This window comes from Rhizobium mesosinicum (assembly GCF_019511345.1).
Classification (GTDB): Bacteria; Pseudomonadota; Alphaproteobacteria; order Rhizobiales; family Rhizobiaceae; genus Rhizobium; species Rhizobium mesosinicum.
Map to the genome: position 1 here is coordinate 477,333 of NZ_JAEUAK010000003.1, position 17,183 is coordinate 494,515.

15 protein-coding genes are annotated in these 17,183 nt (G+C 60.4%); 13 read left to right on the forward strand and 2 right to left on the reverse strand.

Annotation, left to right across the window (positions count from 1 at the left end):
* Positions 1 to 87 precede the first annotated feature (87 nt).
* The 6 genes from JNB85_RS09830 to JNB85_RS09855 all read left to right on the forward strand — a co-directional run bounded on the left by JNB85_RS09830 (position 88) and on the right by JNB85_RS09855 (position 6,586).
* The gene (locus tag JNB85_RS09830; RefSeq protein ID WP_220334134.1) at positions 88 to 1,287 is read left to right on the forward strand and encodes an MFS transporter; all 1,200 of its coding nucleotides are present in this window, start codon (positions 88 to 90) and stop codon (positions 1,285 to 1,287) included.
* Between the two features lie 451 nt (positions 1,288 to 1,738).
* Positions 1,739 to 2,941 carry an MFS transporter gene (locus JNB85_RS09835; RefSeq protein WP_220334135.1) on the forward strand — a complete coding sequence of 401 codons (1,203 nt, stop codon included), beginning with the start codon at positions 1,739 to 1,741 and terminating at the stop codon, positions 2,939 to 2,941.
* 204 nt (positions 2,942 to 3,145) lie between these two features.
* Entirely contained in the window at positions 3,146 to 3,706 is a 561-nt protein-coding gene (msuE, locus tag JNB85_RS09840) for an FMN reductase (protein WP_220334136.1), read from the forward strand.
* A gap of 240 nt (positions 3,707 to 3,946) precedes the next feature.
* On the forward strand, positions 3,947 to 4,783 hold the full coding sequence (locus JNB85_RS09845; RefSeq protein ID WP_220334137.1) for a MetQ/NlpA family lipoprotein: 837 nt from the start codon (positions 3,947 to 3,949) through the stop codon (positions 4,781 to 4,783).
* Between the two features lie 86 nt (positions 4,784 to 4,869).
* Complete coding sequence (locus tag JNB85_RS09850; protein ID WP_220334138.1) at positions 4,870 to 5,952, forward strand: methionine ABC transporter ATP-binding protein; 1,083 nt, start codon at positions 4,870 to 4,872, stop codon at positions 5,950 to 5,952.
* On the forward strand, positions 5,933 to 6,586 hold the full coding sequence (locus JNB85_RS09855; RefSeq protein ID WP_220334139.1) for a methionine ABC transporter permease: 654 nt from the start codon (positions 5,933 to 5,935) through the stop codon (positions 6,584 to 6,586). Before JNB85_RS09850 ends, JNB85_RS09855 begins: the two co-directional genes overlap by 20 nt.
* Here the strand turns inward: JNB85_RS09855 and JNB85_RS09860 are convergent.
* Positions 6,577 to 7,938 carry an LLM class flavin-dependent oxidoreductase gene (locus JNB85_RS09860; RefSeq protein WP_220334140.1) on the reverse strand — a complete coding sequence of 454 codons (1,362 nt, stop codon included), beginning with the start codon at positions 7,936 to 7,938 and terminating at the stop codon, positions 6,577 to 6,579. The genes JNB85_RS09855 and JNB85_RS09860 overlap by 10 nt on opposite strands.
* A 206-nt stretch (positions 7,939 to 8,144) precedes the next feature.
* Between JNB85_RS09860 and tauA the strand changes: the two genes are divergently transcribed.
* The 4 genes from tauA (at position 8,145) to scpA (ending at position 13,066) form a co-directional block, all read left to right on the forward strand.
* A complete protein-coding gene (tauA, locus tag JNB85_RS09865; RefSeq protein ID WP_220334141.1) occupies positions 8,145 to 9,149 on the forward strand; it encodes a taurine ABC transporter substrate-binding protein in 1,005 nt (334 codons plus the stop codon).
* A 60-nt stretch (positions 9,150 to 9,209) separates the two neighbouring features.
* Positions 9,210 to 10,004, forward strand: a complete 795-nt coding sequence (locus JNB85_RS09870) for a taurine ABC transporter ATP-binding protein (RefSeq protein WP_220334142.1) — start codon at positions 9,210 to 9,212, stop codon at positions 10,002 to 10,004.
* The gene (locus JNB85_RS09875; RefSeq protein WP_220334143.1) at positions 10,001 to 10,831 is read left to right on the forward strand and encodes an ABC transporter permease subunit; all 831 of its coding nucleotides are present in this window, start codon (positions 10,001 to 10,003) and stop codon (positions 10,829 to 10,831) included. The genes JNB85_RS09870 and JNB85_RS09875 overlap by 4 nt, the downstream gene beginning before the upstream one ends.
* A gap of 99 nt (positions 10,832 to 10,930) precedes the next feature.
* A complete protein-coding gene (gene scpA / locus JNB85_RS09880; RefSeq protein WP_220334144.1) occupies positions 10,931 to 13,066 on the forward strand; it encodes a methylmalonyl-CoA mutase in 2,136 nt (711 codons plus the stop codon).
* Between the two features lies 1 nt (position 13,067).
* On the opposite strand, the gene JNB85_RS09885 is transcribed toward scpA, so the two are convergent.
* The gene (locus tag JNB85_RS09885; RefSeq protein WP_220334145.1) at positions 13,068 to 14,228 is read right to left on the reverse strand and encodes a fumarylacetoacetate hydrolase family protein; all 1,161 of its coding nucleotides are present in this window, start codon (positions 14,226 to 14,228) and stop codon (positions 13,068 to 13,070) included.
* A gap of 369 nt (positions 14,229 to 14,597) precedes the next feature.
* Between JNB85_RS09885 and JNB85_RS09890 the strand changes: the two genes are divergently transcribed.
* The 3 genes from JNB85_RS09890 to JNB85_RS09900 are packed head-to-tail and all read left to right on the forward strand — an operon-like array spanning position 14,598 to position 17,135.
* Entirely contained in the window at positions 14,598 to 15,608 is a 1,011-nt protein-coding gene (locus JNB85_RS09890) for a Gfo/Idh/MocA family protein (protein WP_220334146.1), read from the forward strand.
* 10 nt (positions 15,609 to 15,618) lie between these two features.
* Positions 15,619 to 16,716: a Gfo/Idh/MocA family protein gene (locus JNB85_RS09895; protein ID WP_220334147.1), complete on the forward strand. Its 1,098-nt coding sequence runs from the start codon at positions 15,619 to 15,621 to the stop codon at positions 16,714 to 16,716.
* Positions 16,717 to 16,724: 8 nt separating this feature from the next.
* Positions 16,725 to 17,135 (forward strand): VOC family protein, encoded by a 411-nt coding sequence (locus JNB85_RS09900; protein ID WP_220334148.1) that lies wholly within the window; start codon positions 16,725 to 16,727, stop codon positions 17,133 to 17,135.
* Positions 17,136 to 17,183: the final 48 nt, after the last annotated feature.

Here is a 17,183-nt window from a genome sequence, read left to right on the forward strand (position 1 = left end):
ACGAACGGTCATGATTTATAGATTTTCTAGCATAGAAGCACCAGAGCGAGCCGTCTAGCCTTACTGCAACATGTTTGGAGATGGCATATGAATCTCAATTCTAGTGGATTCCATAAGAAGACCAGAGAATCGGAGCCCGCCTGGGCCGGCGTCGTCTCGCTTTCGCTCGGAGTTTTCGGTCTCGTCACGGCCGAGTTCCTGCCGGCCAGTCTGCTCACCCCGATTTCCCATGATCTCAATGTCAGTATCGGCTCTGCGGGTCAGTCGGTTACGATGACGGCGGTCGTCGGTGCTTTCGCCGGACCCGCCGTGGTCATCGGCACGAGCCGGATCGACCGCCGCATAACCCTTCTCGGCTTGACGAGCCTGCTGATTCTGTCAAGCCTTCTCGCAGCGTCTGCCGGTGGGCTTATCGCGCTTCTCATTGCCCGTGCGCTGCTTGGTATCGCGCTCGGCGGCTTCTGGGCCTTGTCGCTGGCGCTCGCCATGCGGCTTGTTCCGAAGCAACTGATGCCGCGGGCGATGGCAATCATCATGACCGGCGTTTCCGTTGCAACGGTTTGCGCTGCTCCCGTCGGCGCGTGGGTGGGGGAGGCCTATGGTTGGCGCTCCGCTTTCCTGATTGCCGCGGCCGTTGGCGGCGTCGCACTCGTGGTGCAGATCCTGACCTTGCCTGCGATGCCAGCCACGGGTTCTGCGGGATTGGCGACAATGGCCGCGGTGCTGCGCCGTCCGGCCATCCGTCTCGGCCTGCTCACGGTGCTGCTTGTCGTGGCCGGCCATTTTGCCGGTTTCACATTCATTCGTCCTTTCCTGGAAACGGTTCCGCATCTGCAAGTCGAAGGCATTTCCGCCGCGCTCCTGGCCTTCGGGATCGGCGGATTTCTCGGCAATCTGTTCGGCGGCTTCGTCTCGGAGCGAAGCACGAGGCTGTCCATCGTCATTGCAGCAGGCGGAATCGCCGCAACGACGTTGCTTTTGGCACTCGCCGGCATCCTCCCGGTCATTGCTTTCGTTGCCACTGCCCTTTGGGGTTTCGCGTTCGGAGCCTTGCCTGTCAGCGTCCAGAGTTTTGTGACGCAAGCTGCATTCGATGAGGCAGAAAGCGCCGGTGCTCTGATGTTGACGACTTTCCAGGTTGCGATCTCAAGCGGGGCAGCAATCGGCGGCCTGATCGTCGACGCCCAAGGGCTCGAAGGAGTGTTCGGCTTCGCAGCCCTTTCGGCTTTTTGTGGAGCGATCGTCATCGGCGTTCGCGGCCGAAGATCCGTGGAGGCGGCATCGTAGCACGAGGTTCGCGCTTCCGAGGCTTCTAAGATAGGCGATGGCAGAGATATGGCCTTCCATGGTCTTGCTGGAGGCGCACGGGTCCTTCAAGGATCTATGGTTCGTGGCTCGGACAGGAAGCCCCTCGTTTGCTCTCGGCCTCGACGCGGATCTGCGACTGAAGGCAAATGCCTCGTAGTTATTTGCCGTTTCAATCGCGGATCCCGGTACCAGCCGGGAATCTGCTGCGGGACCGGCGTGCGAGGGGTCTGAATTGCGGGATCGGGAGCAAGAATCTTACAACTGCGTACCGATCCATGCAAATCTGGGCTGTAATCGTCTCTGTTCATACGATAAACGCTTTTTCAGCGACCGCCGCTGACAAATCACTTCCCAAGCCCCGATCGCCTTAGAACAGCCCGCACGAAACCGACGACGGCCCGGCATGTCCGGCCGCGCAGGAGGAAGACCCATGGCATCCGTTGCCGAGAGCGCCCCCCGCTTCGAAAAAACCGCAATGTCTATCCTGGTGGCGGTCAGCTTCTGCCATATGCTCAACGACATCATGCAGTCGCTGCTTGCTTCGCTCTACCCACTCTTCAAAGCCAATTACAACCTCGATTTCGTGCAGATCGGCCTCTTGACCATGACTTTCCAGGTTACGGCTTCGCTGCTCCAGCCCCTCGTCGGCATCGTCACCGATCGCTGGCCGATGCCCTATTCGCTGCCGGTCGGCATGGCGAGCACCTTCTGCGGCCTGGTCCTGCTCGGCAATGCCGGCAGCTTCGAACTGCTGCTCATTGCCGCAAGCCTCATCGGCTTCGGTTCGGCCGTCTTCCATCCGGAATCCTCGCGCGTTGCGCGCCTCGCCTCCGGCGGACGCCACGGCTTTGCCCAGTCCTTCTTTCAGGTGGGCGGCAATGCCGGCCAAGCGATTGGCCCGCTGCTCGCTGCCTTTATCGTACTGCCGAACGGTCAGCACAGCGTGTCCTGGCTTTCCGGCATCGCCATGATTGGCATCGTGGTCCTGAGCTGGGTCGGCAACTGGTACATGAGCCACCGCCGCCAGAACGCCAGCAAGGCAGCCCCGAGCCGCACGCTGCCGCTGCCGCAGAGCAAGGTCGTCTGGGCTCTCCTCATCCTCGTGTTGCTGACGGCGACGAAGAACGTCTACATGGCAAGCGTCTCGAGCTACTTCACCTTCTATGTCATCGACCGTTTCCAGCTCGATGTGCAGCAGGCGCAGCTCATGCTCTTCCTGTTCTTAGGATCCGTAGCTACCGGCACTTTCCTCGGTGGCCCGATCGGTGATCGCTTCGGTGCCCGTTTCGTCATCTGGTTTTCGATCCTCGGCGTTATCCCCTTCGCGCTGCTGCTGCCCTATGCCAATCTCTTCTGGACGGGCGTGCTCAGTGTCGTTATCGGCCTGGTTTTCGCTTCGGCCTTCTCCGCCATTGTCGTCTTCGCGCAGGAACTGGTCCCAGGTCGAGTCGGCCTGATTGCCGGTGTTTTCTTCGGCTTCGCCTTCGGTGCGGGTGGTCTCGGTGCGGCCTTGCTCGGCGGTTTTGCCGACTCACACGGTATCGCCTTCGTCTACCGCATCTGCTCCTACCTGCCGCTGCTCGGCCTGCTCACCATCTTCCTGCCGCGCATCCCGAAGCACCGCGCGGTATGATCTTTGAACTGGGAAGAGGCACTGGAAGCGTTTCGGCGCCTCTTTCTCATCCGGGCAAGCGCATGGGCGGGGTTGCCTTCGGACGGATATATTTTCTCTGGCCTTTGGCGAAGACGGATCGTCATTTCTTTAATCTACTATTTTGATGGATAATATCCGTCTCATGATGCAGCCATCGACGGCGCGATAGTGGAAGGAAATGATATGTCTGCACCCAAACTGGTCGGTCTTGCCGGCAGCTTCAATCGTCCCTCGAAGACCTTTGCGCTGGTAGAGAATATTGCCGGCCTTGCCGCCGAAAAATACGGCTTCGACAACACAATCTACGATCTGACGGACGTCGGGCCGTCGCTCGGTCAGGCGCTGCGCCGCGATGACCTCGACAATCGCGCCAGAGAAATCATCGCAGACATTGCAAACGCCGACGTCCTCGTTGTCGGCGCACCAACCTTCAAGGGCAGCTATCCGGGCCTCTTCAAGCATCTGATCGATCTCATCGATCCGCATGAGCTGCGCGCCAAGCCGATCGTCATCACCGCGACCGGTGGCGGCGATCGTCATGCGCTGATGGTCGAGCATCAGCTGCGTCCGCTCTTCGGCTTCTTCATGGCCCATACGCTGCCGACCGCTGTCTACGCCTCGGACCGCGATTTCACCGACTACCGCGTTTCCTCCGAACAGCTTTCCAAGCGCATCGGCGAAGTCATCGGCGAACTCGCTGCCTTCTTTCCTGGCAGAAGCTCAAGGCTGATCGCGGCGGAATAAACGATATCCAAAGACGGATTTCAGCGGCGCCCTCGGGCGCCGTTTTGTTTGGAGCGCGCCTAGCAGCTGGATTAATCCATAATTTTGATGGAATTTTTATCCTGCTGCTCTCGAAGACGCGGCAAGAGTTTTTCCGGTGTTGAGACGACATCAGACGTTCGTGCTTCGCTCGCCATGCCCGTATTTGCAATTATCCGCCTGCTCGGGGCTCGGCCTCATCAAGTCAGACGGGATAAAAAAATGACGAAGAACAAGAATTTCGGCGCCATTTCGCTTTCGCGCCGCGCGGCTCTCGCGGTTGCCGCCTCTGCGGCCGCACTCATCGCCTTTGCTGCGCCGGCGCCTTCCTTTGCGGAAGACAAGTCGATCAAGGTCGGCATCATGAGTGGCGAGGATGAAGATGTCTGGCGGGTCGTCACCAGCGAAGCTGCCAAGAAGGGCCTCAAGATCGAAACGGTCACCTTCAACGATTACACCCAGCCGAATGAGGCACTGGAGCGCGGCGAAATTGATGCGAACGCCTTCCAGCACCAGCCCTATCTGGACAATCAGGTCAAGCAGCACGGCTACCATATCGTCCGTGTCGGCTATACCGGCGTATGGCCGATCGGTCTCTATAGCAAGAAGCACAAGTCTGTCGCCGAGCTGCCGAAAGGTGCCGTGATCGGCGTGCCGAACGATCCGTCCAACGAAGGCCGCGCCCTTCGCGTTCTGCAGAACGAGGGCCTGATCAAGCTGAAGGACGGCACCGGCATTCTGGCGACGATCGTCGACGTCTCGGAAAACCCGAAGAACATCGAAATCCGCGAACTCGACGCCGGTATCGTCGGCCGCTCCATCGATGACCTCGACGCCGGCGTCGTCAATACCGACTGGGCGCTGAAGAGCGGTCTGTCGCCGAAGGAGCGCATCGCGCAGGAGCCGATCGCCGACAATCCCTATCGCAACTTCATCGCTGTCAAGGAAGAGAACAAGGATGGCGATTGGGTAAAGACCCTCGTCTCCTCCTATCAGAACGAGACGGTGAAGGCCGAGTTCGATAAGGTCTACAAGGGTACGGGGCTCAGCGCCTACTGATTTCGCCGCCCTTAGAAGGGCGTCAGCAACCGAGGCGGCCCTGGCCTTTTGCCGGGGCCGCCTTCAGCGTTTGTAAAGGAACGAGCATGAATTCAATTGTCTCCGCTTCAGGCATCGAGACGCGGCCGGGCGAGGCCGAAGAAGTGGTGCGCCTGAAGGATGTCAGGCGCAAGTTCGGCGTGACGGCAGCACTCGACGGTGTTTCGCTCAGCGTGAAGAAAGGCGAAATCCTCGGCATCATCGGCCGCAGCGGCGCCGGCAAATCGACTCTGATCCGCTGCCTCAACGGTCTCGAAAGGGCCGACAGTGGTGAGATCGTCATCGAGGGCCGCAATATTGCAGGCCTTGCCGAGCAGGAACTGCAGCCGCTGCGCCGCCGCATCGGCATGATCTTTCAGCATTTCAACCTGCTCTCGGCCAAGACGGTCGAGGAGAATGTCGCGCTGCCGCTGAAGATCGAGGGTGTCGCCAAGGCCGAGCGGCTGAAACGGGCGCAGGAGCTTCTGGAACTGGTCGGCCTTTCCGATAAGGCCAGGGCTTATCCGTCGTCGCTCTCAGGTGGCCAGAAGCAGCGCGTCGGCATTGCCCGCGCACTGGCCGCCCGGCCAGCCCTGTTGCTGTCCGACGAAGCGACCTCGGCTCTCGATCCGGAGACGACGCGGTCGATCCTTGCCCTGTTGAAGGATATCAACCGTAAGCTCGGGCTTACTATCCTGCTGATCACCCACGAGATGGAAGTAGTGCGCAGCATTGCCGATCGCGTTGCGGTCATAGATGCCGGTCGCATCGTGGAGGAGGGCCAGGTCTGGTCGATCTTCGGCGATCCGCAGGCGGCGATCACAAAAAGCCTGCTCGGCGGCATCCGCCCGCAGTTGCCCGCGCATATTGCCGCGCGCCTGTCGCAGAAGGGTGGCACGGAAGCAATCCTCAGCGTCGATCTTTCCGGTCCGGAAGCGCAAGGCGCGCTTTTTGCGGATCTCTCGGCAGCGCTGCCGCATTCCTTCCGCCTCGTGCACGGCGGTATCGATCACATCCAGAACCAGCCGGTGGCGCGGTTCTTCATTGCCGTTCCTGCGCGTAATCCCGCGCTTGCCGAAAAGGTCGAACAATTTCTGAAGGCCCGGTCCGCCCGGGTGGAGGTGCTTGGTTATGACACCGATCATGATTAATCTGTTGCTGCGCTCTCTCTGGGAGACGGTGCTGATGACGGCAGCATCCGGCCTGATTTCGCTGGTAGCAGGATTGCCGCTCGGTCTGGCGCTGGTGCTGACGAACCGCGGCGGCATTGCCGAAAACCTCTGGATCAACCGCATCCTCGGCGCCGTCATCAACGGCTTCCGTTCCGTGCCTTTCATTATCCTGTTGGTGGCACTGATCCCGCTGACGCGCCTGATCGTCGGCACGGCGATCGGCACCTGGGCGGCCATTGTTCCGCTCGCCATTGCTGCTACGCCCTATTATGCCCGCATCGCCGAAGTTTCACTGCGCGAGGTGGATCGCGGGTTGATCGACGCCGTGCGCGCCATGGGCGGCAACCGTTTGACGATCATTCGCGAGGTTCTCGTGCCCGAAGCGCTGCCCGGCATCGTCGCCGGCTTTACCGTCACGTTGGTGACGCTGATCGGCGCCTCAGCCATGGCCGGCGCCATCGGTGCCGGCGGTCTCGGGGATCTTGCCATCCGCTATGGCTATCAGCGTTTCGAAACCAATGTGATGATTGCCGTCGTGGTCGTGCTGATCGTTCTGGTCTGCGGCATCCAGTGGTTGGGCGACCGGTTCGTCGCCCGCCTGGATCATTGCTGAGATCTGAATTGCGCAGCGGGATGGCCGGCCGGTAGCCGGCCGTTCCCGCCGAACAGCTTCTGGCGCAGCGGCCCTTCCGCATAGTCGGCCTTGAACAGGCCGCGCTCCTGCAGCACGGGCACGACGAGATCGACGAAATCGTTGAGGCTCTCAGGTGCTATGGTGCGCGCAAGATTGAAGCCGTCGATGCCGCCTTCCTCGATCCAGCGCTGCAGAGTGTCGGCGACCTGCTCCGGCGAGCCGACAATCGGCTTCATGCGGCTGCCGAGTACCATCTGATCGATGATCTGCCGCTTGGTGACCGGTTTTGCTGCCTGCTTGGTGATCGCAGCCAGTGCCGACTGATTGGCATTGGTCGAACCCTGGTCGATCACGTCGTCCAGCCCGTATTTCGAAAAATCAATGCCGACAGAGGCGGAATAATGGGCGAGCGACGCCTCGACGCTTGCATGCCGGCGATAGTCCTCAAGCTTCTCCTGTGCCTCGTTTTCGGTCCTGCCGACGACGACCGTGATCAGGCTCAGGATCCTGGTCGCATCCGCGCCGCGGCCGTTTGCCAGCGTCTTGGTGCGAAGCGCATCGACGATCGGACGCGCCGATTGTGGTGTCGGCCCGGCAATGAAGACGCATTCGGCATGGCGGGCGGCGAAATCCTGTCCGCGGGCGGAGGCGCCAGCCTGGAAGAGCAGCGGTGTGCGCTGCGGCGACGGTTCGGCGAGATGAATGCCCTCCATCTTGTAATACTGGCCTTTGTGGCTAACCGCGCGCACCTTTGAGGCATCGGCGAAGATGCCGCGCTCACGGTCACGTAACACCGCACCATCGTCCCAACTGCCTTCCCAGAGCTTATAGAGGATTTCGAGATATTCTTCGGCGGCGGCGTAACGCGCATCATGCTCCGGCAGCTTCTCGAAACCCATACTGCGGGCAGCGCTGTCGAGATAGCCTGTCACGATGTTCCAACCGATGCGCCCCTTGGTCAGATGGTCGAGCGTCGACATGCGCCGCGCCAGCAGGAAGGGCGGCTCATAGGTGGTATTGACGGTGACGCCGAAACCCAGATGTTTCGTCACGTAAGCCATTGCCGAAATCGGCATCAGCGGATCATTGACCGGGATCTGCGCGCCCGTCTCGATGACCGGGACCGGGCTGTCCTTGTAGACATCGTAGACGCCGACAATATCGGCCAAAAATATGCCGTCCAGCTTGCCGCGTTCGGCCGTGCGCGCGAAATTCGCCCAGTAATCGAGGTCAGTGTAATTGACCGAACGATCGCGTGGATGCGTCCACATGCCATGATTTATGTGCCCGACGCAGTTCATGTCGAAGGCGTAGATCTGCACTTTCTTCATCGAATACTGTCCTGAGATTTAGTCGGCCACGTGGCAGGAGTTGCCGAGCGGATCGGGAAATCACCGCTTCTTCCCTCCAAATTAGAAGCAAATTATCCCTTATCGCCGATTCCGGAAATTTTCTATCTCTATAAAATCTATGAATTTTAGAATGATCTATCGACATTCCCGAGGCGGAATGATCTTGAACATTGCGGGAGAGGGATATGAAAATCAACCGACGCAACCTTTTGGGGACGGCTGCTGCCGCTGTTCTCACCTTTGCCACCTATGCGGCTCACGCTGCCGACGTTACGCTCAATATCGGTTACCAGCCGATCGTCGAGCCGTCGCGCGTGCCGCAGGCCGATGGCACCTATGAGAAGGAGACCGGCGCCAAGATTAACTGGCGGAAGTTCGATAGCGGCGCCGATGTCATCACGGCGATCGCCTCTGGCTCCATCGATATCGGCTATGTCGGCTCGTCGCCGCTTGCCGCCGCCGCCAGCCGCGAACTACCAATCGAAACCATCTATGTCGTTGGCCTGATCAGCGATGCTGAGGCGCTCGCCGTCAAGAACATCGCCAAACCGGAGGATCTGAAGGGCAAGAAAATCGCCACACCCTTCGTCTCGACCGCGCATTACAGCCTGTTGACGGCGCTGAAGCATTGGAACGTCGATCCAAAGTCGGTGCAGGTCCTCAACCTGCGTCCGCCGGAAATCGCCGCAGCCTGGGAACGTGGTGACATTGACGGCGCCTATGTCTGGGATCCGGTGCTGGCGCAGCTGAAGAAAAGCGGCAGTGTGCTGGCCACCTCCGCCGATGTCGCCAAGTGGGGTGGTCCGACCTTCGACGCCTGGATTGTCAGCAAGAAGTTTGCCGACGCCCATCCGGAAGTCGTCACCGGCTTCGTGAAGGTCACAGGTGCGGCTTACGCGTCCTATCTCGCCAATCCTGACGGCTGGAACGCCACTTCGCCAGAAGCCGAAAAGATCGCCAAACTGACCGGCGCCAAGACCGGTGAAGTTCCGGCTCTTCTCAAGGGCTACACTTTCCCGAGTCTCAAGGAACAGGCCGGGGCCGACCTCCTCGGTGGCGGCACGACGAAGGCCGTTGCAGAAACCTCGGCCTTCCTGCTGGAGCAGGGCAAGATCCCCAGCGTTCTGAAGGACTATAGCCCCTATGTTTCCGATCGCTGGGTCAAGGAAGCAGCCAAGGCAGGTCTCTGATCCTCCCAAGGGTCCCGGCGCGGCTTCGCCGCGCCGGTTTTGCTTAAACAGGTGGTGTGCATGAGCATACTTTCACTACAGTCCCTCTCGCTCGATTATGCTGAGGCAGGCAGTCGCCGGAAGAGACGTGTGCTGGATGGCGTCAACCTGCATATCGCTTCGGACGAGTTCGTGGTGGTTATCGGCCGTTCGGGTTCGGGCAAGACGAGCCTTCTCAACATTGCCGCAGGTTTCACTGAGCCAAGCGAGGGACGCGTGCTCGTCGACGGCAAAGAGATCGACGGGCCTGATATAGACCGGGCTGTCGTGTTTCAGGACGACGCGCTCTATCCATGGCTGACGGCCGCAGGCAACGTCGCCTTTCCACTGAAGCTTCAGGGGATCCCGAAAGGCGAGAGGCAGCGCCGCGCGGAAGACCTGCTGGTGAAGGTCGGCCTCGATGGCGCGGGCAAGAAGAATATCTGGGAACTCTCCGGTGGCATGCGTCAGCGCGTCGGCATTGCCCGCGCGCTTGCGTCCGGGCCACGCTTCCTGCTGCTCGATGAGCCGCTCGGCGCGCTCGATGCTCTGACGCGTAGCCGCATGCAGAAATTCCTGCTCGACGTCTGGGCCGAGAGCAAGACCGGCGCCTTATTGATCACCCACAGCATCGACGAGGCTTTGCTGCTTGCCACGCGAATCATTGTGCTTGCGCCCAATCCGGGTCGCATCGTTGCCGATATCAAGACGGAGTTCGGCAAGGCAGTGCTCGAAGGCAAAAACATAAAAGACATCAAGGCGCTGACGTCATTCAAGGACTTGAATGACGAGCTGACCGCGCTGATCCATGCGGATGAAGAGGAGATTGCCGCATGAGCGTCGAGGCGGAAACACTGACGACCCCCGTCTCGGATCACCCGGTAGAGGCGCGGCCAAAACGCAGCGGTACGCTGCCGATCTCGCTCGCAACCATTGCCGTTATCATCGCCGGCTGGAGCCTTGCTTCCGCCTATGGCGCCGTCTCACCGGTATTCCTGCCGTCGCCGGTTGTCGTGGCGAAATCGCTTGCCAATGTCGCGGTCAGCGGCTTCGTCGATTCCACGCTCGCCGAGCATACGTTGGCAAGTCTGCTGCGCATCTTCGCAGCGCTCGCCGTCTCGCTCCTCATCGGCGTGCCCGCTGGTCTTGCCATCGCCACCAGCCGCATCGGCAAGGGCATCCTCGATCCGATCGTCGAATTCCTGCGCCCTCTGCCACCGCTTGCCTATCTGCCGCTAATCATCATCTGGGTCGGCATCGGCGAGGCGTCGAAGGTTACGGTGATCTCGCTCGCCATGCTGCCGCCGATCATCCTATCGACGGCATCAGGGGTCAAATCCGCTCCGGCTGATTTCGTCAATGCGGCCCGCTCGTTTGGCGCGAGCCGGCTGCAGGTGCTGCTGCATGTCATTCTTCCAGGCGCCATTCCGTCGATTTTGACAGGCACGCGCATCGCGCTCGGCGCCGGTTGGTCGACGCTGGTCGCTGCCGAGCTGGTGGCGGCAAGCCAGGGCCTTGGTTTCATGATCCAGTCCGCGGCGCAGTTCCTGGTGACCGATATCGTCATCGGTGGGATCATCGTCATCGCTGCCATCGCCTTCCTGCTGGAGATACTGGCGCGGCTGATCGAACGGGTCCTCGTGCCCTGGGCCGCGCATCGCTAAACGTCTATTATCGCCTTGCCGATCAAATTATCCTAAGGCTGTATCGCGCCGCGCGACCGCATGGTGGTAGCGTGGCGCGCAGACGATGCGGAGGATGATATGACGAAGAAGACGCTGTCGGACTGGGAGGCGTTGGCGGAAAAGGAGCTGCGCGCGGCACCGGAGACGCTGACCTGGCATACGCCCGAAGGCATAGACGTCAAACCGCTCTACACAGCCGCCGATCTCGACAGCACTGACGTGGACAGCCTGCCGGGATTCGCGCCCTTCACCCGCGGTCCACGCGCCACCATGTATGCCGGCCGGCCCTGGACGATCCGCCAATATGCGGGCTTCTCGACCGCCGAGGAATCCAACGCCTTCTACCGCCGCAATCTCGCCGCCGGTCAGAAGGGCCTCTCCGTTGCCTTCGATCTCGCTACCCATCGCGGCTATGACAGCGATCATCCACGCGTCGTTGGCGATGTCGGCAAGGCGGGGGTGGCTATAGACAGCGTCGAGGACATGAAGATTCTGTTCGACGGCATTCCGTTGCAGGACATGTCCGTCTCCATGACCATGAACGGTGCCGTCATCCCGATTCTGGCAAATTTCATTGTCGCTGGCGAGGAGCAGGGCGTTTCGAAGGCGGAGCTTTCCGGGACCATCCAGAACGATATCCTCAAGGAGTTCATGGTCCGCAACACCTATATCTACCCGCCTGAACCCTCGATGCGCATCGTTGCCGATATCATCGAATATACGGCGAAGGAGATGCCGAAATTCAACTCGATCTCGATCTCCGGCTATCACATGCAGGAGGCGGGCGCGACGCTGGTGCAGGAGCTTGCCTTCACGCTTGCCGACGGGCGCGAATATGTGCGTGCGGCAATCAACAAGGGGCTGAACGTCGATGATTTCGCCGGCCGGCTCTCCTTCTTCTTTGCGATCGGCATGAATTTCTTCATGGAGGCGGCCAAGCTCCGCGCTGCCCGCCTGCTCTGGACACGCATCATGGAGGAGTTCGAGCCAAAGAAAGCGTCTTCATTGATGCTGCGAACTCATTGCCAGACATCGGGTGTGTCGCTGCAGGAGCAGGATCCGTACAACAACATCATCCGCACGGCTTTCGAGGCGATGTCGGCCGTGCTCGGCGGCACGCAATCGCTGCACACCAATTCCTTCGACGAGGCGATTGCCCTGCCGACGGAATTTTCTGCCCGTATTGCCCGCAATACGCAGCTCATCCTGCAGCACGAGACCGGCGTCACCAAGGTGGTCGATCCGCTCGCGGGTTCCTATTACGTGGAGAGCCTAACGAAGGAACTTGCCGACAAGGCCTGGACGCTGATCGAAGAGGTTGAGGCGCTCGGCGGCATGACCAAAGCCGTCAATGAGGGCCTGCCGAAACGGCTGATCGAGGAGGCCGCCGCCCGTCGCCAGGCCGCGGTCGACAAGGGCGACGAGGTCATCGTCGGCGTCAACAAATACCGGCTGGAGACCGAACAGCCGATCGACATTCTCGAGATCGACAACAGCGCGGTGCGTGCTGCGCAGATCCGCCGGATCGAGGAAACCAAGCGTCGTCGTGACGGCATGAAAGTGAAGGAGGCGTTAGCCACGCTTTCGGACGTTGCCCTCAGCGGCAACGGCAATCTGCTCGCAGCCGCTGTCGAAGCGGCGCGTGCGCGAGCGACCGTCGGTGAGATTTCCGATGCGATGCGCGCGGTCTTCGGCGATCATTTCGCCACACCCAAAGTCATCCGCGGTGTCTACGGCACGGCCTATCGTGACGAGCCGGAGCTGGACGTCCTTAAAGCCCGCATGGCTGAAGTAACAGAGGCCATGGGCCGCAAGCCGAAGATCATGGTCGCCAAGCTCGGTCAGGACGGGCACGACCGCGGCGCCAAGGTGATCGCCTCGGCCTTCGGCGATGTCGGTTTCGACGTGCTTGCCGGCCCGCTGTTCCAGACACCAGAGGAGGCGGCCGGCATGGCGCTCGCCGAAAAGGTTAATGTGATCGGCGTTTCGTCGCTGGCAGCCGGTCACCGGACGCTGCTGCCGCAGTTGATCGACCGGCTGAAAGAGCAGGGCGGTGGCGATATCATCGTCGTCTGCGGCGGCGTCATCCCGCGGCAGGACTATGAGTTCCTGCACGAACACGGCGTTGCCGCGGTGTTCGGTCCAGGTACCAATGTGCTTGAGGCCGCGAATTCCGTTCTCGACCTCCTGCAGGGGATCAGGCGAAACCAGTAGCTTAGAGCAGCCCGCGCTTTGCGAGATTGCTCATCAAAGCCGAGATGCCGAAAGTCCACGGCGGGCATTCCGTCGACAGCCGTACAGTGTTGACCAGTGCGCCCAGGCCGGCGGACGAGATTTCAACGACGTCGCCAGTCTTGTGGGTAAAGCCCTGATTCTTTGCATCGCGGTCCTGTGTCGGCGCAAAGAGCGTGCCGAGAAATAGCATGAAGCCATCGGGATATTGATGGTGAGCGCCGACCGTCTGTTTGACGAGATCGGTCGGGTCGCGGCTGATCTGCGACATGGAACTCTTGCCGTGCAGGACGAAGCCGTCCTGGCCGGTGACCTTGAGGTCGAGCTCGGCCTTGCGCACGTCGTCGAGGCTGTAACTCTGATCGAAAAGGCGAATGAAGGGGCCGATGGAGCAGGAGGCGTTGTTGTCCTTAGCCTTACCGAGCAGCAGCGCCGAGCGACCCTCAACGTCGCGCAGGTTCACGTCATTGCCGAGGGTTGCTCCCTTGATCTCGCCCCGGCTGTTGACCGCGAGCACGATTTCCGGTTCCGGATTGTTCCAGGTCGAGATCGGGTGGAGGCCGACATCGGAACCCCAGCCGACGGAGGAGAGAACCGGAGACTTGGTGAAGACTTCCGCATCCGGGCCGATGCCGACTTCGAGATATTGCGACCAGATGCCTTCCTCGATCAGCGCCTGCTTGACTTTGTCAGCCTCCGGCGAGCCGGCCTTGATGTTGGTCAGGCTGCCGCCGATCAGCGTGCTGACTCGCTCTCGAATGGAGGCGGCGCGATCCGGATTGCCGGCGGCTTTCTCCTCGATGACGCGCTCGATCATCGACTGGGCAAAGGTCACGCCGCAGGCCTTGATCGCCTGCAGATCGGCAGGGGCGAGAAGATAGGTTTTGTTCGAATCCGGCTTTCCGGTGCTGTTTGCCGCAATCTCCTCCAGCGTGCCGAGCGACTTGCCGCTCGCTGCTCGAACGAATTCCGCCGCATCGGCTCGCTCCAACAGCGCGCTCAGCGTGGGGGCTGCCGAAGAGGTGATGTCGACGAGGGCGCCGTCGCGCAGCGTCACGATGCTCGGACCGGAGACTTCCGGATTCCAGACGCGGCCGACAAACAGGCCGCCCGAAGCGGCAGGATCGAGGGGGGAATGGGACATGGTGATCTTCCATCAACGGTGGAGCGGGGAGCGCTCCTGCGGAAAGGGATGGCTGCCGTCCTCCTACCCGACGGCTTGCAGAAATCGAGCACATTCATCGGACAAGAGCAAGTCTCGACAGGTGGAAAGCAGTTCGTGCTGGCCTTTGTGCTGAGCCGGAGCAACACAATGCCGAAGCGGCATTTTGCCATAACTTATAACTATTTAGATACAAAATAATCTCAATATTTCATATATTTACCAGTATGACGAAACTGTTTTGCCACTTGCCTCGCCTTGACAGGACCTCTCTTTCGTTATCTTGTTTTGCCTCATGGAGGAGGGTTGGCGAATGCCGACCTGCGAATTTCCCGGGAGGATGATATTGCGATGCTGAGATTTGCCGTCGTCGGGATCGACCATGGGCACACGTTCGATCATGTGAAGGGATTGCTGGCCGCAGGCGCCGAATTCGTCGGCTACTGCCCGCAGACCACGGTACCTGCGATTCGCGAAATGTTCGAGAAGACTTATCCGGATGCACCGCAGATCGACCGGGAAAAGATCTTCGAAGACCCCTCGATCGACGTCATCTGCATTGCCGCCATTCCGCGCGATCGCGCAGGCCTTGCCATCCGCGCCATGAAGGCCGGCAAGGATGTCATGACTGACAAGCCGGGTGTGACGACCTTCGCCCAGCTCGAAGAGATCAAGCGTACGGTCGCCGAGACCGGGAAGATCTTCTCTATCTGCTTTTCCGAGCGCCATTGCGTGCGCTCCGCGGTCAAGGCGGGCAAGCTGGTGAAGGAAGGGGCGATCGGCAAGGTCATCCAGACGCTCGGCATGGGGCCACACCGGCTGCAATTGCCGACGCGGCCTGACTGGTTCTTCGACCCGGAGGCCTTCGGGGGCATCATCGTCGATATCGCCTCGCATCAGGTCGACCAGTTCCTGTTTTACACGGGCTCGACGACGGGCGAAGTGGTCGCAAGCTCCATTGGTAATTTCGGTATGCCGGAAAAGCCTGATTTCCAGGATTTCGGTGAAGTGCTGCTGCGTTCCGACAAGGCGAGCGGTTATGTCCGTGTCGACTGGTTCACCCCGGAGGCTCTGCCGACATGGGGCGACGGACGCCTGACCATCCTCGGCACTGAGGGCTATATCGAACTGCGCAAATATATCGACATTGCCGGCCGCCCGGGCAAGGATCATCTCTTTCTTGTCAACGGCAAGGAGATGACGCATATCGACTGCAGCAGCGAGAAGCTCGACTATTTCGACGCCTTTGCCGCCGACGTGCGCGACCGCAGCGAGACGGCGATGACGCAGAACCACGTCTACGAGGTCTGCCGCCTGTCGCTCGAAGCACAGACGAAGGCTGCCCGCATCGGTACCCGCTGAGGAAAACATCATGACACGGAAACTGCGCGTCGGCGTTCTCGGCGCAGGCATTGCCGAACGGCATCTGACAGGCTTCGGCTGGAACAGCGGCCTCTTCGAGGTTCCGGTTCTCTGCTCTCTCGATGCGGATCGCGGCCAGCGGCTCTGCGAGGAGCACAAGATCCCCGAATATACGCAGGATGCGGAATCGCTCTTTGCGCGCGACGATCTCGATATTATCGACATCGCCACGCCGCCGAGCTCGCATTTCGAGCTTTGCAGGAAGGCGATCGAGAGCGGCAAGCATGTGATCTGCGAAAAGCCGCTCTTCGGTTCGATTGCCGAGGTGGACGAGATGGCAAAGATCCTTGCGCGCTCGAACGGCCGCAAGTTGATGCCGATCTTTCAGTATCGCTATGGCAGCGGCCTGCAGAAGCTGAAGCTGTTGATTGAGCGCGGCCTTGCCGGCAAGCCATTTCTGACGACGATTGAAACGCATTGGTGGCGCGGGCCGGATTATTATGCCGTGCCCTGGCGCGGCAAATGGGCGACGGAGCTCGGCGGCGGTCTGCTCGGTCACGCGATCCATGCTCACGACATGCTGAACTATGTGCACGGCCCTTGCGCCGAGGTGTTTTCCTATGGCGCGACGCTGGTCAACCCGATCGAAGTCGAAGACACTGCTTCGCTGTCGGTGAAGATGAAGAACGGCTCGCTCGCCACGCTCTCGATGACGCTTGGTTCCCGGAAGGAGATCTCCAGGCTGCGCTTCTGCTTCAGCAATCTCGTCGCCGAAAGCATACTGGAGCCCTATACGATGGGCCGCGACCCCTGGACGTTCATCGCCGGAACCGAAGACCACCAGGCGCGCGTCGATGCCGCACTTGCCGGCTACGAAGCCAAGGAGGATGGGTATACGCGTCAGTTCGAGCTCTTTCATCGGGCGATCGTCGAGGAGCGGGATCCGCCGGTGACGCTGCAGGATGCGCGCAATTCGCTGGAGCTGGTAACCGCCGCCTATCACTCGCAGCGTACCGGCCGGCCGACGCCGATGCCGATCACAGCCGATCATTCGCTCTACGGCTCCTGGCTTCCGGAAGAAGCTCGAACATCTGCCGCCGGCGCGTAAAGAATGAAATGCTGAAATCATTCGAACATATTGGCATGACGGTCAGCAATATGGACCGAGCGATCGAATTCTATTGCGGTCTGCTTGGGCTAAAACTGCAACTGCGCAAACAGATGCCCGATGGCATGCAAGTCGCTTTCCTCGATGCCGGCGGCGGCATGTTGGAAGTCTTTGCGCCGCCCGGCGGTGCCGCGAGAGCGGTCGATGTTCCCGATGGAACGGCCGGCGTCAAGCACATCACCTTCCATTTCGAAAACGTCGAGGGAATCTTTGCGCGACTTGAAGCTGTGGGCGTTGAAGTCAAAGAGCCGCCACGCTTTGCCGTTCATTCCGAGATGTTGAATAGGATCGCCTTTGTCCGAGATCCCGACGGTATCATCGTAGAACTTGCAGAGCGGTCGCAAAACCGCCTTGGCTGACAAATCTGCGGCGATGAGACGAAAGAGAAAGGGCGCAGTACGAGCCGC

What these genes read in the sequence shown, in the direction of transcription:
- JNB85_RS09845 (WP_220334137.1), top strand. Translation starts at nt 3,947, where the DNA reads ATGACGAAGAACAAGAATTTCGGCGCCATTTCGCTTTCGCGCCGCGCG.
- JNB85_RS09830 (WP_220334134.1), top strand. Translation starts at nt 88, where the DNA reads ATGAATCTCAATTCTAGTGGATTCCATAAGAAGACCAGAGAATCGGAG.
- msuE (WP_220334136.1), top strand. Translation starts at nt 3,146, where the DNA reads ATGTCTGCACCCAAACTGGTCGGTCTTGCCGGCAGCTTCAATCGTCCC.
- tauA (WP_220334141.1), top strand. Translation starts at nt 8,145, where the DNA reads ATGAAAATCAACCGACGCAACCTTTTGGGGACGGCTGCTGCCGCTGTT.
- JNB85_RS09870 (WP_220334142.1), top strand. Translation starts at nt 9,210, where the DNA reads ATGAGCATACTTTCACTACAGTCCCTCTCGCTCGATTATGCTGAGGCA.
- JNB85_RS09875 (WP_220334143.1), top strand. Translation starts at nt 10,001, where the DNA reads ATGAGCGTCGAGGCGGAAACACTGACGACCCCCGTCTCGGATCACCCG.
- JNB85_RS09835 (WP_220334135.1), top strand. Translation starts at nt 1,739, where the DNA reads ATGGCATCCGTTGCCGAGAGCGCCCCCCGCTTCGAAAAAACCGCAATG.
- JNB85_RS09895 (WP_220334147.1), top strand. Translation starts at nt 15,619, where the DNA reads ATGACACGGAAACTGCGCGTCGGCGTTCTCGGCGCAGGCATTGCCGAA.
- JNB85_RS09885 (WP_220334145.1), bottom strand. Translation starts at nt 14,228, where the DNA reads ATGTCCCATTCCCCCCTCGATCCTGCCGCTTCGGGCGGCCTGTTTGTC.
- JNB85_RS09860 (WP_220334140.1), bottom strand. Translation starts at nt 7,938, where the DNA reads ATGAAGAAAGTGCAGATCTACGCCTTCGACATGAACTGCGTCGGGCAC.
- JNB85_RS09855 (WP_220334139.1), top strand. Translation starts at nt 5,933, where the DNA reads ATGACACCGATCATGATTAATCTGTTGCTGCGCTCTCTCTGGGAGACG.
- JNB85_RS09900 (WP_220334148.1), top strand. Translation starts at nt 16,725, where the DNA reads ATGCTGAAATCATTCGAACATATTGGCATGACGGTCAGCAATATGGAC.
- scpA (WP_220334144.1), top strand. Translation starts at nt 10,931, where the DNA reads ATGACGAAGAAGACGCTGTCGGACTGGGAGGCGTTGGCGGAAAAGGAG.
- JNB85_RS09850 (WP_220334138.1), top strand. Translation starts at nt 4,870, where the DNA reads ATGAATTCAATTGTCTCCGCTTCAGGCATCGAGACGCGGCCGGGCGAG.
- JNB85_RS09890 (WP_220334146.1), top strand. Translation starts at nt 14,598, where the DNA reads ATGCTGAGATTTGCCGTCGTCGGGATCGACCATGGGCACACGTTCGAT.